Source organism: Enterobacter cloacae complex sp. P18RS, from assembly GCF_014982105.1.
Lineage (GTDB): Bacteria > Pseudomonadota > Gammaproteobacteria > Enterobacterales > Enterobacteriaceae > Enterobacter > Enterobacter hormaechei_C.
In genome coordinates this window covers 36,001-51,325 of sequence record NZ_JADCKV010000017.1, presented here as the reverse complement: position 1 = coordinate 51,325, position 15,325 = coordinate 36,001, and the positions used below count along the sequence as shown (strand labels likewise).

Genomic DNA, 15,325 nt, shown 5'->3' with positions numbered 1-15,325 from the left:
AGGTCGTGATGAAAGATGTCGTTATAGTGGGTGCGTTACGTACGGCTATCGGCTGTTTTCAGGGAGCGCTTGCGCGTCACTCTGCGGTTGATCTCGGCAGCGTGGTGGTAAGAGCGCTGGTGGAACGCAGCGGGGTTGCCGCACATGAAATTGATGAGGTGATCCTGGGCCAGGTGCTGACCGCTGGCGCGGGACAAAACCCTGCGCGTCAGGCGGCGCTGAAGGGCGGCCTGCCTAATACCGTTTCGGCAATTACCATCAACGATGTCTGTGGTTCAGGTTTGAAAGCGCTCCATCTTGCGACGCAGGCCATCCAGTGTGGTGAAGCGGATGTGGTCATTGCTGGCGGGCAGGAGAATATGAGCCGCGCCCCGCATGTCCTGACCGACAGCCGGACCGGCGCGCAGCTCGGGAACAGTCAGCTGCTTGACAGCCTGGTTCACGACGGGCTGTGGGACGCCTTCAACGACTACCATATGGGCGTAACGGCGGAAAACCTGGCGCGGGAATACGGTATCAGCCGCGAGCTTCAGGATGCATATGCCCTCAGCTCACAGCAAAAAGCGCGTGCAGCGATCGACTCCGGGCGTTTTCGCGATGAAATTGTCCCGGTCAGTACCCAGCGCCAGAACGGTGAAGCGCTCATCGTCGATACCGACGAGCAGCCGCGCACCGATGCCAGCGCAGAAGGGCTGGCAAAACTCGATCCGGCCTTTGAAACGCTCGGTTCCGTAACGGCAGGCAACGCCTCATCCATTAACGACGGTGCGGCGGCGGTGATGATGATGAGTGAAAGCAAAGCCCAGGAGCTGGCGCTGCCGGTGCTGGCGCGGATTAAAGCGTTTGCCAGCGTGGGCGTTGATCCCGCGTTAATGGGGATCGCCCCGGTCTATGCCACGCGCCGCTGCCTGGAGCGGGCGGGCTGGGAGCTGAACGATGTGGATCTGATTGAGGTCAACGAAGCTTTTGCTGCACAGGCGATCTCGGTCGGGAAAATGCTGGAATGGGATCCGCTGCGGGTCAACGTCAACGGCGGAGCCATCGCGCTGGGCCATCCCATTGGCGCCTCCGGCTGCCGCATTCTGGTGTCGCTGGTCCACGAAATGAAAAAGCGTAACGCCCGAAAAGGGATCGCAACGCTCTGTATTGGCGGGGGGCAGGGGGTGGCCCTGGCTATCGAACGGTAATTTCTCCCTCTGCGCACAGAAAACCTCCCACGGGAGGTTTTTTTGTGTCCGCAGAATCCTTTTTTAACACTTATGCGTTCTTTCTGAAGCCCGCAATAAATATTGCGCGGTTAATTATTGGCTTTGTGAAGTGCTTAATGTGATCTCACGCCTGAAATTTACGGTTAATACCCTTTTTTTGTTGATGGGGTTCACGTCGATCTTTGCCAAAAAAAATGAAACAAATAATTTCGATCCTTGTCACTAAAATAACGGTGCATAAAAAATAAACTCAAGTTTCATAAAAACGAAACGTTATTTTAATTGAGGGTTTTTTCATGTTTAAGAAATCTCTGCTCCTTGCTTCCCTTATTAGTGCCTCTTTTGCGGCTAGCGCCGTTACCGTCGATCTGCGTCACGAATATATTGACAGCGGCTCGAATGCCGACCGTGTTGCCGTCTCGCACCGCTTTGATAATGGCTTTGGTTTTTCAGTCGAGGCGAAGTGGAAATCAGGCGGGGACAAGGCAGATCAGCCATTCGCGGATGTAGTGGGGAACGGTCACGAAGATCAGATTAGCTGGCGCTGGAAAGCGACAGACAATATCGCCCTGACCCCTGCGTTTACGATTGAAAGCACAGACAGTCGCACCATTTATAAACCGAATCTGCATGTGCAATATAGCTTCGATAATGGCTTCTACGTGGCTGCGCGTTACCGTTACGAATATACCCGCTACCCGTCAAGCTCAAATAAGGACGATGATAAAGTTAACCGTGGCGATGCGTGGGTCGGTTGGGTATTAGGTGACTGGCGTACCGAGCTGAACTATGTTTACGCGAAAAGTTCTGAAGGCGTGGCCCGAAATAACAATAAAGATTATTCCAACGAATATAACGCCAAGCTGGCCTACAAATGGGATAAAAACTGGGCGCCGTATGTGGAGGTGGGCAACGTGGGGGTTAAAGACACGGACGAACGCCAGACCCGGTTCCGTTTAGGCGTGGCGTACTCCTTCTGATAATTTATCTTCTTCGCTAAAACCGCCGGGTGGCGCTTCGCTTACCCGGCCTACACCTTCCTTCCACTCCGTCGTTTCGTATGTCGCGTAATCACTCAAAAAAAAGCCCTCCGAAACGGAGGGCAAGGCCAGTTACAGAAACACTAACTCAAATCAGACATGCAACATTTCAGGTTGCTCGGGGAGTTTCGCGATATAGAGGGCCGGTTTGCCGTCTTTATCGGAACTGTACAGCACCGCTTTTTCGTCCGGCGTGAAGGACGGATGCGGGTGGGTTACCTGGCGGCTGTTCGCCACCGTAGCCCATGAGGTGTCATGACGGGCGATGCGGTAACAGGCTTTCTTCGCCACGTCAAAGGCATACAGATAAGGATCGTTATCAATGGTGTAGCCGCCGGTGTCTTTCACATCGACAGGCGTACCGGAGCCGTCGCCAACCAGCAGGGTGCCGTCGACGTTGCTCATCAGGTGCGAACAGGCGGGCATATTCATTACCGCTTCATTCACGCCGGTGTCCGGGTTGAAGCGGGAGATGGTGCGCCCTTGCTGACCTTTCAGGTAAGAAACGTAGATCAGCGCGGACCCGTCCGGCACCCAAAATTCATGTGTACAGCTTTCACCTTCCGCGTGCGTTTTCACTTTCCGCACGTTGCTGCCATCTTCGTTCACCAGCCACATGCGGGCGTCGACCAGGTCGTGCGGCCCTTCATGACAGAAGGCCACGGTATTGTCATCGAACGGGCGATATATCGGATGTCCCAGCCAGATCTTCTCGTCATGAATGGTGGTGCTTTCACCCGTTTTCAGATCAACGCGCAGCAGGCGGCAGTGCGGCCCTTTGTGGAAGAAGTCGTGGAAAATTTTCCAGTCGTTGAGTGGCGTCCAGTCACGTCTGGCAATCTCAATACCCACCAGTTTGGTGCAGTCGCTGTTCGCGACCCAGGTGCCGTAGCCGACCCACTCTTCCGGTACGCGGTACACTTCGCGCTCTGCCAGCGTCTGTAAATCCACCTCCAGCAGGGTGCGATCGTTCTTCACATAGTAGAGGGATTTATCGTCCGGAGAGAGAAACCCGCCAAAGGTGTTATCGCCCGCGCCTTCGGTCAACTGTACCGCTTCGGCGTTTTTCAGATCCAACAGGTAATAGTTCCAGTGACCGTCGAACTCCCCGGCGAACAGCAGGTGGCTGCCATCGTTAAAGAAGCACTTCTGATAAAAGTAGTTGCGATGACAGGTTACTTCCGGTGGGGTCAGGCGGGTGACTTCCACGCCTGTATCCGGATCGCGGCTGACCTCATAGTTCAGCTTGACCCGCATACCTTTAGCCATAATGCACTCCTTTGAACGCGTAATGTAGGTTGAAAACTAGGTGATAAATTATCAAAACGTTGTTTTATTATGTGTGACTGACAGCGCACTTTCTCAGTTTCATTAACCAGATTGAGGGTCTTAAAGATTTATCGTGATCGAAACACCATTTCTGGCATAAACAAGCAGAAAAAATGAAACGTTGTTTTAAATTCAATTGAAAACCCCGTGGTCAGGGGATAATATGTGTTCATCACGAAAACGGAACGTTGTTTCGTTAATTATCTTTGCCTTCGGGCACGATCAATTCTGGAGGTTTACGTGGACGTCAGACAAAGCATCCACAGTGCGCACGCTAAAACGCTGGATACTCAGGGGCTGCGCAGTGAGTTTTTAGTTGAGCAAGTGTTCGAAGCCGACAAGTACACCATGCTCTACAGCCATATTGACCGCATTATTGTGGGCGGGATTATGCCGGTGGCGAAAACCGTCTCCGTGGGCGGTGAAGTGGGCAAACAGCTGGGCGTGAGCTACTTCCTCGAACGCCGTGAACTGGGCGTGATTAACATCGGCGGGCCGGGCACCATTACCGTCGATGGCCAGTGCTACGAAATTGGTCACCGCGATGCGCTGTACGTCGGCAAAGGCGCGAAAGAAGTGGTGTTCGCCAGCATTGATGGCAGCAAACCGGCGAAGTTTTACTACAACTGCGCCCCGGCTCATACGACTTACCCCACCAAAAAAGTCACGCCAGCGGACGTTGCCCCGGTGACCCTTGGCGATAACCTCACCAGCAACCGTCGCACCATCAACAAATACTTTGTTCCGGATGTGCTGGAAACCTGCCAGCTCAGCATGGGGCTGACCGAGCTTGCGCCGGGCAACCTGTGGAACACCATGCCGTGCCATACCCACGAGCGCCGCATGGAGGTCTACTTCTATTTCAACATGGATGAAGACGCCTGCGTGTTCCACATGATGGGGCAGCCGCAGGAGACGCGCCATATCGTTATGCACAACGAGCAGGCGGTCATTTCGCCGAGCTGGTCCATCCACTCTGGCGTGGGAACGAAAGCCTATACCTTTATCTGGGGTATGGTCGGTGAAAACCAGGTCTTCGATGACATGGACCACGTCGCTGTTAAGGATCTGCGCTAGTCGCAGGCAGTTAAGTATATATCTGCCTGTTGCTGACAGGCGCTGAACGATTAAGGAACAAACATGATTCTGGATGCATTTTCTCTGCAAGGTAAAGTGGCTGTGGTTTCCGGTTGTGACACCGGGCTGGGGCAGGGTATGGCGTTAGGTCTGGCGGAAGCGGGCTGCGATATCGTCGGGATTAACATCGTTGAGCCAACGGAAACCATCGAGCGCGTCACCGCACTGGGCCGCCGTTTCCTGAGCCTGACCGCGGACCTGCGCAAAATCGATGCGATCCCTGAGCTGCTGGATCGCGCGGTGGCGGAGTTTGGGCATATCGATATTCTGGTCAACAACGCCGGCCTGATCCGTCGTGAAGACGCGATTAACTTCAGCGAAACGGACTGGGACGACGTGATGAATCTGAACATCAAGAGCGTGTTCTTTATGTCCCAGGCGGCTGCGAAGCACTTCATCGCCCAGGGGAAAGGGGGCAAGATCATCAATATTGCCTCCATGCTCTCTTTCCAGGGCGGCATCCGCGTGCCGTCTTACACCGCATCGAAGAGCGCCGTGATGGGCGTGACCCGTCTGCTGGCGAACGAGTGGGCGCAGCACAACATTAACGTCAACGCGATTGCGCCGGGCTACATGGCCACCAACAATACCCAGCAGCTGCGTGCGGATGAAGAGCGCAGCGCGGCAATCCTGGAGCGTATTCCAGCGGGTCGCTGGGGTCTGCCGAGCGATCTGATGGGCCCGGTTGTGTTCCTCGCGTCCCCGGCTTCGGATTACATTAACGGCTACACCGTTGCCGTTGACGGCGGCTGGCTGGCACGATAATTCACCCCGAATAAAGAACCTCTGCCCTCGGGTGGAGGTTTTTTTTGCGCCAAAATTGTCTTTATCCATATCCTTAAAGATGAAAAATCCATACTGAAAAGGAATGAATGACGGGTGTCACACATTTATTGCTCAAATATTAACTAATTAATAAAAAATAAGGTTAAACCACCCTGATTTGAAATTGTAATGTCCATCACAGATCGGTATGTCGTAGCGAAATAATCCATATCTTCACCAGTTCCGGCCTGACACTTTCTTCCGGTATCTCGTAATTTCACTTAACGAATTTCGCTGTTGAGGCAGGAAACTATGACATCTGTAAATGACTCTACCCTTATGCCCGCTGCGCTGCGCGATACCCGACGCATGAACCAGTTTGTTTCTGTTGCGGCCGCCGTAGCCGGTTTACTGTTTGGTCTGGATATCGGCGTTATCGCTGGCGCACTGCCCTTTATTACCGACCACTTTACGTTAAGCAACCGCCTGCAAGAGTGGGTGGTGAGCAGCATGATGCTGGGTGCGGCCATCGGCGCACTGTTTAATGGCTGGCTGTCGTTCCGTCTCGGGCGCAAATACAGCCTGATGGTTGGGGCGATCCTGTTTGTTGCCGGTTCCATTGGCTCGGCGTTTGCCATCAACGTTGAGGTGCTGCTGCTCTCCCGCGTGCTGCTGGGCGTGGCGGTGGGTATCGCGTCCTACACCGCGCCGCTTTACCTCTCCGAAATGGCGAGCGAAAACGTGCGCGGGAAGATGATCAGCATGTACCAGCTGATGGTGACGCTCGGTATCGTGCTGGCGTTCCTGTCGGATACATACTTCAGCTACAGCGGCAACTGGCGGGCAATGCTTGGCGTGTTGGCGCTGCCTGCGGTGCTGCTGATTGTGTTAGTCATTTTCCTGCCGAACAGCCCGCGCTGGCTGGCGCAAAAAGGGCGTCACGTGGAGGCGGAAGAGGTGCTGCGCATGCTGCGCGACACGTCTGAAAAAGCGCGTGAAGAGCTGAACGAAATCCGCGAGAGCCTGAAGCTGAAGCAGGGCGGCTGGTCGCTGTTTAAGGCAAACCGCAACGTGCGCCGCGCGGTGTTCCTCGGCATGCTGTTACAGGCGATGCAGCAGTTCACGGGGATGAACATCATCATGTATTACGCCCCACGCATCTTTAAAATGGCCGGTTTTACCACCACCGAACAGCAGATGATCGCCACGCTGGTGGTAGGGCTGACCTTTATGTTCGCCACCTTTATCGCGGTGTTCACCGTTGATAAGGCCGGACGTAAACCCGCCCTGAAAATTGGCTTTAGCGTGATGGCGCTCGGCACCTTAATACTCGGCTACTGCCTGATGCAGTTCGATAACGGCACGGCGTCAAGCGGCCTCTCCTGGCTCTCCGTCGGCATGACCATGATGTGCATCGCCGGTTACGCGATGAGCGCCGCGCCGGTGGTGTGGATCCTGTGCTCTGAAATTCAGCCGCTGAAATGCCGTGACTTTGGTATCACCTGTTCCACCACCACCAACTGGGTGTCGAACATGATCATTGGCGCGACCTTCCTGACGCTGCTGGATGCGATTGGCGCGGCAGGCACCTTCTGGCTCTATACAGTGCTGAACGTGGCATTTATCGGCGTGACCTTCTGGCTGATTCCGGAAACCAAAGGCGTGACCCTGGAGCATATTGAACGCAAGCTGATGAGAGGGGAGAAACTACGTAATATCGGCGTGTAATGTCATTGCCCGGTGGCGCTTCGCTTACCGGGCCTATGATAGCCTGTAGGCCGGGTAAGGCGTAGCCGCCACCCGGCTTTGTGTTTACCGCATCGCACGTCTCAAAATACGCTCCGCCTGACGCTGGAAGTCAGCGGCCGTCTCTTCCACGGTTTTCTGCCCGTAGTCGATATACTGCAAAGAGGTACCGAACTGCGCCACAATCTGTGGGTCGTCAAAGTATGGCGAGACGGTGAGTTTCGCCGGCAGCGACTGCGCCAGGCGCAGGCCCGCCACGGATGGATCGTCCTCTTTAATGGTGCCGTCTTCGGTCAGATACTGCACCGCCACTTTGCTCAACGGCACGCCGCGCTCAAGACCCAGCGTATCAACCCCTTCTTTGCTGTTGAGCAGGAAGTTAATCAGCTTCGCTGCCGCTTCCGGGTTTTTGGTCGTCTTACCAATCGACAGCATCTGCGCCGGTTTGAAGAACAGACCCGCGTCGGTGGCGCCCGGCAGCATTGGGTAGCTGCCCAGCTCCAGTTTCGCCGGTGGCTTCAGGTTGTCGGAATATTTGTTGATGGTGGAGTTCCACATGTAGGTGCCGCCCCATTCACCCTGGATCCACGGCTTCATCTCATACATGTTGCTCTTACCGAACGAGGCATAGTATTTGGTGTCCGGCATGACGTGGCTGTCGATCAGCTTTTTGTAGGTCTGGAAAAACTCCACCCACTGTTCCTTTGTGTAGCTGAACTTTTTGGTTTTCTCATCCACCGCAGGAATGTTGTACTTCTGGATCATGTACGAATTCAGCAGCGCCAGCGTATCCTGGTGCTCCAGGATCACCGGGTAGTATTGCTTGCCGAGCTTGCTCTCGAAGGTTTTACCGGCCGCCATCAGCTCGTCCCAGGTTTTCGGGTACGCAATACCCGCTTTTTTCCAGGTTTCGTCATTGAAGTAGAACACGCGCGCCGTCACCGAGATCGGAATGCCGTTCAGCTTGCCGTCCACGGTGGTGGTTTGCAGCTCTTTGGGATCGAACTGCGACAGGTCGATCACGTCCTTCATCTTGTTCAGATCGTAGAAGCCGTCACCGGTTTTGGAGAAGATCGGCAGCCAGTTCCAGTTGGTCTGCATCACGTCCGGCTCGGTGCCGCCCGCAATCTGGGTGGTCAGACGGGAGAGGTGACCGTCCCAGCCGGTGTATTCCGCTTTTACGTTGATGTCCGGGTTCTGCTTATGGAACTCTTCCAGCGCTTTCAGAGTGACCTGGTGACGGCCATTGCCGCCCCACCAGGACATCCGTAAATCCACATTCTGCGCCATCGATGGCAAAGCGGTAAGGCCCAGGGTCGCGGAGATTGCTGCGCTTAAAAGCACTTTTTTCATTTTTATCACTCCATCAGAGAGAGAGGTTCTGTTCAGTTTTTGCGTCAAAAATATGACACTTGTTCATCTCAAACGTGAAATACACCTTACGATGAAGCCCTTTATCAATCATTGGCTTAGCTTCATCGGACGGGATTCGGGCGGTCAGTTCGTAGTCCGCGACCTTCAGGTACACAAAGAATTCGTGGCCCATGTTCTCCACGCGCACCATCTCCCCGCTACAGCCGCCATTCGGGAAGGGCTCATCAGAGAGCGACACAAATTCCGGGCGCACGCCGTAGAAGATCTCCTGACCCGCGTAAGCCGCGACTTTCTCCTGCTTCTCCGCGTTCAGCGGCATGGTTTCATCGCCAATGGCGATGTGCAGCTGGCCCGCTTTTTCGACCAGCACGCTTTTGCGTATATTCATCTCCGGCGCGCCGATAAAGCCCGCCACGAACATGTTCTTCGGCTTGTGGTAGAGGTTGTCCGGCGTGTCCACCTGCATGATATGGCCGAGCTTCATCACGCAGATGCGGTCGCCCATGGTCATCGCTTCGGTCTGGTCGTGGGTCACGTAAACGGTGGTCGCCGGTTTTCCTGACTTCTTCAACTGCTTGTGCAGGTCAGAAATACGGATACGCATCGAAGCGCGCAGTTTGGCGTCGAGGTTTGAAAGCGGCTCATCGAACAGGAACACATCCGGTTTTTTCACAATCGCACGGCCTACCGCCACGCGCTGCGCCTGGCCGCCGGAAAGCTGGCGCGGCAGGCGGTCGAGCAGCTCTTCCAGCTCAAGAATTTTGGCGGCTTCATTCACCTGAGACTCAATCTGATCTTTCGGCAGTTTGCTCAGCTTGAGACCAAAGGCCAGATTCTCGCGCACCGTCATGTGCGGATAGAGGGCGTAGTTCTGGAACACCATTGCAATACCGCGCTCCTTCGGCGCGAGGTTGTTCACGATCTTGTCGCCGATGCGCACCTCGCCGCCGCTGATGGTTTCCAGCCCCGCCAGCATGCGCAGGGTCGTGGATTTGGCGCAGCCGGATGGGCCGACGATCACCATGAATTCCCCTTCAGCAATTTTAAGATCGATAGCGTGTACCGCTTTAAAGCCGTTGGAGTAGACCTTTTCCAGCTTGTTGAAAATAACTTCAGCCATGGTATTTCCCTCTTAACCTTTAATTCCGCTGCTGGTGACGCCCTGTACGAAGTAGCGCTGTGCCAGGAAGAAGACAATGATGGATGGCAGAATGGAGATGCTCGCCATTGCCAGAATTTCGTTCCACGGCGCGCCTTCGGTGACGTCGATGGACATTTTCAGCGCCAGTGCGATGGGGTATTTATCCACGCTGTAGACGTAAATCAGCGGCCCGATAAAGTCGTTCATGGACCACATGAACTGGAACAGGGCGACGGAGATAATGGCCGGTTTCAGGATCGGCACCACCACGTACCACAGCACCTGAATGGAGTTACAGCCGTCTATCTGCGCCGCCTCTTCCATGTCACGCGGGACGCCGCGCAGGAACTGGATCAGCATGAAGACGAAGAACCCCTGAGTGGCGAAGGCCAGCGGCAGGTACAGCGGCATATAGCTGTTGAGCATGCCCATTTCACGGAACATCAGGTACTGCGGGATCAGCAGCACGGTGCTGGGCAGCAGCATGGTGGTGATGAGCGTAGCGAACCAGAACTTCTTCCACGGGATCTCGAAGCGGGCAAAGCCGTACGCCACGATGGTGGAGGAGATAATGGTCAGGATCACTTTCGGGATCACATACTTAAAGGTATTCAGCATGTAATGGCCGAAGTTGTACTCGGTCCCGGTTTTCCAGCCGTTCACGAAACCATCCCAGGTGGCGTGGGCTGGCCACAGGCTCAGTGTGGTGAAGATCTCGTGGTTCGGTTTGAACGACGCGGAGAACATCCACACCAGCGGGTAAAGCATCAGCAGGCCGGCAACCAGCAGGATCACATAGCGAACGGAGGCGTTGATTTTCTCTCTGCGCAGCGTGCGGGCCACTTCGCGTTCGGCGACGCTTCTTGCCGTGGAGAGTTGTTGAATATCAGCCATTTTTGCCTCCTTTATCGGCGGAGTAGAACACCCAGTATTTCGACGACTTAAAGGCGATACCGGCGAAGACGGCCACCACCAGGAACAGGATCCACGCCAGCGCCGCGCCATAGCCCATATCGAAATACTTGAACGCGGTGTCGTAGATGTAGAGCGAGAACAGATAGGTCGAATAGGTTGGCCCGCCGCCGGTAATGACGTACGGCCCGGTAAATTCCTGGAACGCCTGCGTGGTCTGCATGATGAAGTTGAAGAAGATCACCGGCGTAATCAGCGGCACGGTCACCTTCATGAACATCTGCCATTTCGATGCGCCATCGATCATTGCCGCTTCATACTGGGACTGCGGTACGTTTTGCAGCGCGGCCAGGAAGATGACCATCGCGGAACCGAACTGCCAGACGCGCAGCAGGGTAACGGACATCAGCGCCAGCGACGGCTCGCCCAGCCAGTTCACCGGATCAAAGCCAAATACACCGATAAAGCTGTTCAGCAGACCATCAATGGCAAATAAGGCGCGCCACAGTACGGCAATGGCGACGGAGCTGCCGAGGATCGACGGAATATAGTAGGCCGTTCGGAAAAAGCCGATGCCGCGTAATTTAAAGTTCAGGACAAAGGCAATTCCTAATGCAAAGGCGAGCTTTAACGGGATGGTTAAAAATACATAGGCAAAGGTCACGCCCATGGATTTCCAGAAGAGCGTGTCTTCGGTAAACATGTAGCGATAGTTTTCGATGCCGTTAAACACCGGCGGACTCATCAAATCGTAATCCGTAAAGCTGAGGAAAAACGATGAGACGAAGGGGAATGCCGTAAAGATTATCAGCCCGATGATATAGGGTGATATCCATGCGAGCCCCAGCAGCTTGTTTTCATTCATACATACCTACCTGGCAATCAATGGTTTAATACGAAATCTGCTTTGTTACATTTTCCCGGGCCTGCGATGCGCGGCATGGGAGCTGAAATTCAGGGTGCAACGTCTGGCAACGGCAAAACCTACGTTTGTTTTTTAACGCTTTTTTGTCTTTCTTCATGCTGTAAGCGCTTCTGGTTTCAAAAGAGCTGAACCGGTGTTCTTGGATACTAAAACATCGTTTTATTTTATATTATTGCGATTTATTTCTGCGTCATTCGCTTAATGGTGGAAATGTGATCGGCGTCGAAACGCTGTTTCAATATAGTGAGGGAGGTGGCATTTTTGACTTTCCATGGACGTTCGCCGCGGCCCATGAGGAAGAGATAATGAAGCAAAAGGGGAGCAGGAATAACAATAGTCACGCAGCGTGGCTAACTACCAGATCTGATAGCAGGTCTACAGATGTACCAATTCGTCATTCAGATAATTCTTACATTCTTGTATGATTTGTTACACCGGAACCAGTCAGGCAGAATTTCACTGCATCCTTAAAAGAAGAACAGTTATGTCAGCGATGGATTTCAAAAAACATACGGATCTCAATTTTCCTCACTATGCTCCCCCGGCGGTCAGCGCTAAAGAAATAGATCTTCTGGGTCTGCTGGACGTCCTGCTGGCAGCAAAAAAACGCATCATCACCATTGTCTTTGCATTTGCACTGGTCGGCCTGGCAATCGCTTTTCTGATACCGCAAAAATGGACCAGTAAAGCGGTCATTACGCCCGCGGAACAGACGCAGTGGAGTTCGCTGCGCCAGATGATGGTGGCGCTCCAGGTGCTTGATGTCGACGTGAAAATTACCCGTGCGGATGTGTTTAATCTGTTTGTTAAAAAGTTTCAGTCCCAGTCTCTGCTTGAAGAGTACATGAAGAGCTCACCTTACGTGATGGCTCAGCTCGATGGCGCTCAGGTTGACCCGCTGGAGCTGCACCGCGCGGTGGTCAATATTGCCGAAAAGATGAAAGCCGTTGATAACACGCAGGAAAAAAATGCCGATAAAGCACCGTACCTCTCCTGGACGTTAAGCTTCACTGCCCCAACGGCAGAGGACGCGCAGAAAGTGTTGAATGGTTACATTCAGTACATCTCCCGCATCGTCGAGCAGGAGACCATGCAAAACATTCGCGATCAGCTGATCCTGAGAACCAAAACGGTTCAGCAGCAGCTGGAGCTGGATCGGGTCCGTCTGACAAATATCCATAATACCAACCTGCAACGCCTGAACTACTCGCTGGAAGTGGCGAACGCGGCGGGGATCAAAAAGCCGGTCTACAGCAATGGACAGGCGGTGAAAGACGATCCGGATTATTCCGTCGCCCTCGGTGCGGACGGGATTGCGCAGAAATTGCAGATTGAAAAAAATCTGAAGGACGTTTCTGAGCTGAACGCCGATTTCCAGAACCGCGAATACTATCTGGCACAGCTGCAAAAACTTTCCTTCGAAGATGTGAGCCTGGAGCCGTTCAAATACCAGCTTTCACCTTCTATGCCGGTGAAAAAAGATGGCCCGGGCAAAGCCCTGATCGTGCTGCTGGCGTGTATTGTGGGTGGTCTGTTCGCCTGTGGCAGCGTGCTGCTGCGCGAGGCAATGAGCACCCGCAACCCGCTGCCGGAACAACTTCCTGAGCCGGTTACGGAATAACTTCAAAAAAGGCGCTCAACTGAGCGCCTTTTTTTATTGCAGGAAATCTTCGCGAACCGGCGTAAAGGTATCCAGCAGGGTGCCGGGTTTCAGGCAAACGCAGCCGTGCATCACGTGCGGCGCTTTATAAAGGGTGTCGCCCGCCGTCACCACATGCTTCTCCTCGCCAATGGTGAACTCAAATTCCCCCGAGAGAACGTAGGTGAGCTGCTCATGCGGGTGGTTATGCATCGGGCCAATCGCGCCTTGCTCGAAATTCACTTCCACCGCCATCATCCTGCCGTCGTGCGCCAGAATACGACGCGTCACGCCGTTGCCCAGATCCTCAAGCGTGGTCTCTTTATGGAAAATAAACATATTTTCGCCCTGTTATGTAATGAAACATTGTTTCAATTAATTTATCTCACCCGCAGCGAAAAGGAAACGTTTAGCCAAATAACTGGAAAGGCGATCACAAGTTTGCTTCACTGGGTGAAACGCACAGGAGGAAAGATGAAAACGATCGGTCTGTTAGGGGGCATGAGCTGGGAATCAACGATCCCGTACTACCGCCTGATTAATGAAGGTGTCAAACAGCGTCTGGGCGGTCTGCATTCGGCCAGCCTGCTGCTGCACAGCGTGGATTTCCATGAAATAGAAGCCTGCCAGTCGAGCGGGGAGTGGGACAAAGCGGGGCAGATGCTGGCGGACGCCGCGCTCGGGCTGGAGCGTGCGGGCGCGCAGGGTATTCTGCTGTGTACCAACACCATGCATAAGGTGGCGTCGCAGATTGAAGACCGCTGTTCGCTGCCGTTCTTACATATCGCGGATGCCACCGGGCGTGCCATACGTGCCGCCGGCATGACGCGCGTGGCGCTGCTGGGGACGCGCTACACCATGGAGCAGGATTTTTACCGCGGGCGGCTGAACAGCCAGTTCGGGATTGAAAGCCTGATCCCTGAAGAGGCTGACCGGGCGCGCATTAACCAGATTATTTTTGATGAGCTGTGTCTGGGCACCTTCAGCGAAACGTCGCGCGCATGGTACGTCAGCGTGATTGAGAAACTGGCGCAACAGGGGGCGGAAGGGGTTATCTTCGGCTGTACCGAAATTGGCCTGCTGGTGCCGGCAGACCAAAGCCCGATAACGGTCTTCGATACCGCCGCCATCCATGCCGCGGATGCGGTGGAGTTCATGCTGTCATAGTGGTTTTTGCAGGTCAGGTAAGCGAAGCGTCACCTGACGCGCGTGCGCAATCAGGTGTTCACTAAACGCATCAACCAGCGCTGAGGCGGGCCGGTGCAGCGGGCGGATCAGGCTCACGGTAAAGGGAACGGAAACGCTAAAACGGCGCAGAACCACGCCGCTGCTGGCGTAGTCCATGGCCGTGAGCGGGTTCACCACCGAAATACCCACGCCCGCGCGCACCATCGCGCAAATAGACGCCGCACTGTGCGTTTCCATCACCATCCGCCGCTTCACCTGATGTTCGGCAAACAGGCCATCCAGAAGCTGCCGGTAGCTGTCGGTCTGCGACAGGCTGATATAGTTCTCACCGTGAAAATCCGCCGGCGTCAGCTCCGCTTTGTGGGCAAGCGGGTGGCTGGCAGGTAGCACGCAGACCTCATCCAGCGACAGCAGCTCCGTGCGTTCCGTTCCCGCTGGCGTGACGAGGGTTTCGGTCAGACCCAGATCGTGGCGCTGGGCCGAAAGCCACTCCTCCAGCAGCGGCGACTCCTGCGGCACGATGGTCAGGCTGACCTCCGGATAGCGGGCCAGAAACGGCTGTAACAGTACCGGCAGGAATGACTGGGAAAAGACCGGCAGGCAGACGATGGACAGCTCGCCCTGGCGGAACTCCCTCAGGCTCTCTGCCGCGCTCACGATCCTGTCCAGCCCGTACCAGGAGCGCTGAACCTCCTCAAACAGGCGTAAACCCTGCACCGTTGGATGTAGCCGGCCGCGGGTGCGTTCAAACAGCTTCAGCCCCAGCACTTTCTCAAAACGCGCCAGCTCGCGGCTGACCGTCGGCTGCGATGTGTGCAGCATGTGCGCGGCTTCAGTGAGATTGCCGGTGGTCATTACCGCATGAAAAATCTCGATATGGCGTAGGTTAACGGCGGGCATAGGGCACCTGATGGCTGAGCG

Annotated in this window: 14 protein-coding genes; 7 read left to right on the top strand and 7 right to left on the bottom strand. The window is 54.6% G+C overall.

The features are described 5' to 3' along the window. Positions 1 to 8: 8 nt before the first annotated feature. On the top strand, positions 9 to 1,187 hold the full coding sequence (locus INF61_RS13705; protein ID WP_017692722.1) for an acetyl-CoA C-acetyltransferase: 1,179 nt from the start codon (positions 9 to 11) through the stop codon (positions 1,185 to 1,187). Between the two features lie 317 nt (positions 1,188 to 1,504). Beyond that, entirely contained in the window at positions 1,505 to 2,188 is a 684-nt protein-coding gene (locus tag INF61_RS13700; RefSeq protein ID WP_003862842.1) for an oligogalacturonate-specific porin KdgM family protein, read from the top strand. A 153-nt stretch (positions 2,189 to 2,341) separates the two neighbouring features. Here the strand turns inward: INF61_RS13700 and INF61_RS13695 are convergent, their stop codons facing one another. Further along, a complete protein-coding gene (locus INF61_RS13695; protein ID WP_047745242.1) occupies positions 2,342 to 3,517 on the bottom strand; it encodes an oligogalacturonate lyase family protein in 1,176 nt (391 codons plus the stop codon). A gap of 300 nt (positions 3,518 to 3,817) precedes the next feature. On the opposite strand from INF61_RS13695, the gene kduI reads away from it, so the two are divergent. The 3 genes from kduI (at position 3,818) to INF61_RS13680 (ending at position 7,207) form a co-directional block, all read left to right on the top strand. Continuing rightward, positions 3,818 to 4,654 carry a 5-dehydro-4-deoxy-D-glucuronate isomerase gene (kduI, locus tag INF61_RS13690; RefSeq protein ID WP_023304358.1) on the top strand — a complete coding sequence of 279 codons (837 nt, stop codon included), beginning with the start codon at positions 3,818 to 3,820 and terminating at the stop codon, positions 4,652 to 4,654. Positions 4,655 to 4,717: 63 nt separating this feature from the next. Then, the gene (gene kduD / locus INF61_RS13685) at positions 4,718 to 5,479 is read left to right on the top strand and encodes a 2-dehydro-3-deoxy-D-gluconate 5-dehydrogenase KduD (protein WP_003862835.1); all 762 of its coding nucleotides are present in this window, start codon (positions 4,718 to 4,720) and stop codon (positions 5,477 to 5,479) included. A 312-nt stretch (positions 5,480 to 5,791) separates the two neighbouring features. Beyond that, positions 5,792 to 7,207, top strand: a complete 1,416-nt coding sequence (locus INF61_RS13680) for a sugar porter family MFS transporter (RefSeq protein ID WP_023295370.1) — start codon at positions 5,792 to 5,794, stop codon at positions 7,205 to 7,207. An 84-nt stretch (positions 7,208 to 7,291) separates the two neighbouring features. Here INF61_RS13680 and INF61_RS13675 read toward each other — a convergent pair whose 3' ends face one another. The 4 genes from INF61_RS13675 to INF61_RS13660 are packed head-to-tail and all read right to left on the bottom strand — an operon-like array spanning position 7,292 to position 11,517. Beyond that, positions 7,292 to 8,578 carry an ABC transporter substrate-binding protein gene (locus INF61_RS13675; RefSeq protein ID WP_017382862.1) on the bottom strand — a complete coding sequence of 429 codons (1,287 nt, stop codon included), beginning with the start codon at positions 8,576 to 8,578 and terminating at the stop codon, positions 7,292 to 7,294. A gap of 13 nt (positions 8,579 to 8,591) precedes the next feature. Further along, on the bottom strand, positions 8,592 to 9,719 hold the full coding sequence (locus INF61_RS13670; RefSeq protein WP_023295369.1) for an ABC transporter ATP-binding protein: 1,128 nt from the start codon (positions 9,717 to 9,719) through the stop codon (positions 8,592 to 8,594). Between the two features lie 12 nt (positions 9,720 to 9,731). Further along, a complete protein-coding gene (locus INF61_RS13665; RefSeq protein WP_193547845.1) occupies positions 9,732 to 10,634 on the bottom strand; it encodes a carbohydrate ABC transporter permease in 903 nt (300 codons plus the stop codon). Then, complete coding sequence (locus INF61_RS13660) at positions 10,627 to 11,517, bottom strand: carbohydrate ABC transporter permease (protein WP_023304356.1); 891 nt, start codon at positions 11,515 to 11,517, stop codon at positions 10,627 to 10,629. The genes INF61_RS13665 and INF61_RS13660 overlap by 8 nt, the downstream gene beginning before the upstream one ends. Positions 11,518 to 12,061: 544 nt before the next feature. Here INF61_RS13660 and wzz(fepE) point away from each other — a divergent pair. After that, complete coding sequence (gene wzz(fepE), locus INF61_RS13655; protein WP_045141962.1) at positions 12,062 to 13,198, top strand: LPS O-antigen length regulator Wzz(fepE); 1,137 nt, start codon at positions 12,062 to 12,064, stop codon at positions 13,196 to 13,198. Between the two features lie 33 nt (positions 13,199 to 13,231). Here the strand turns inward: wzz(fepE) and INF61_RS13650 are convergent, their stop codons facing one another. Then, entirely contained in the window at positions 13,232 to 13,555 is a 324-nt protein-coding gene (locus tag INF61_RS13650; RefSeq protein WP_090280061.1) for a cupin domain-containing protein, read from the bottom strand. Between the two features lie 135 nt (positions 13,556 to 13,690). Between INF61_RS13650 and INF61_RS13645 the strand changes: the two genes are divergently transcribed. Continuing rightward, complete coding sequence (locus INF61_RS13645; protein WP_032669287.1) at positions 13,691 to 14,383, top strand: aspartate/glutamate racemase; 693 nt, start codon at positions 13,691 to 13,693, stop codon at positions 14,381 to 14,383. On the opposite strand, the gene INF61_RS13640 is transcribed toward INF61_RS13645, so the two are convergent. Continuing rightward, entirely contained in the window at positions 14,378 to 15,304 is a 927-nt protein-coding gene (locus INF61_RS13640; protein ID WP_193547844.1) for a LysR family transcriptional regulator, read from the bottom strand. The genes INF61_RS13645 and INF61_RS13640 overlap by 6 nt on opposite strands. Positions 15,305 to 15,325 lie beyond the last annotated feature (21 nt).

Coding starts and splice junctions, on each gene's coding strand:
- INF61_RS13705 (WP_017692722.1), top strand. CDS start 9: ATGAAAGATGTCGTTATAGTGGGTGCGTTACGTACGGCTATCGGCTGT.
- INF61_RS13640 (WP_193547844.1), bottom strand. CDS start 15,304: ATGCCCGCCGTTAACCTACGCCATATCGAGATTTTTCATGCGGTAATG.
- INF61_RS13660 (WP_023304356.1), bottom strand. CDS start 11,517: ATGAATGAAAACAAGCTGCTGGGGCTCGCATGGATATCACCCTATATC.
- INF61_RS13680 (WP_023295370.1), top strand. CDS start 5,792: ATGACATCTGTAAATGACTCTACCCTTATGCCCGCTGCGCTGCGCGAT.
- INF61_RS13645 (WP_032669287.1), top strand. CDS start 13,691: ATGAAAACGATCGGTCTGTTAGGGGGCATGAGCTGGGAATCAACGATC.
- INF61_RS13700 (WP_003862842.1), top strand. CDS start 1,505: ATGTTTAAGAAATCTCTGCTCCTTGCTTCCCTTATTAGTGCCTCTTTT.
- INF61_RS13650 (WP_090280061.1), bottom strand. CDS start 13,555: ATGTTTATTTTCCATAAAGAGACCACGCTTGAGGATCTGGGCAACGGC.
- INF61_RS13695 (WP_047745242.1), bottom strand. CDS start 3,517: ATGGCTAAAGGTATGCGGGTCAAGCTGAACTATGAGGTCAGCCGCGAT.
- INF61_RS13665 (WP_193547845.1), bottom strand. CDS start 10,634: ATGGCTGATATTCAACAACTCTCCACGGCAAGAAGCGTCGCCGAACGC.
- INF61_RS13675 (WP_017382862.1), bottom strand. CDS start 8,578: ATGAAAAAAGTGCTTTTAAGCGCAGCAATCTCCGCGACCCTGGGCCTT.
- kduD (WP_003862835.1), top strand. CDS start 4,718: ATGATTCTGGATGCATTTTCTCTGCAAGGTAAAGTGGCTGTGGTTTCC.
- INF61_RS13670 (WP_023295369.1), bottom strand. CDS start 9,719: ATGGCTGAAGTTATTTTCAACAAGCTGGAAAAGGTCTACTCCAACGGC.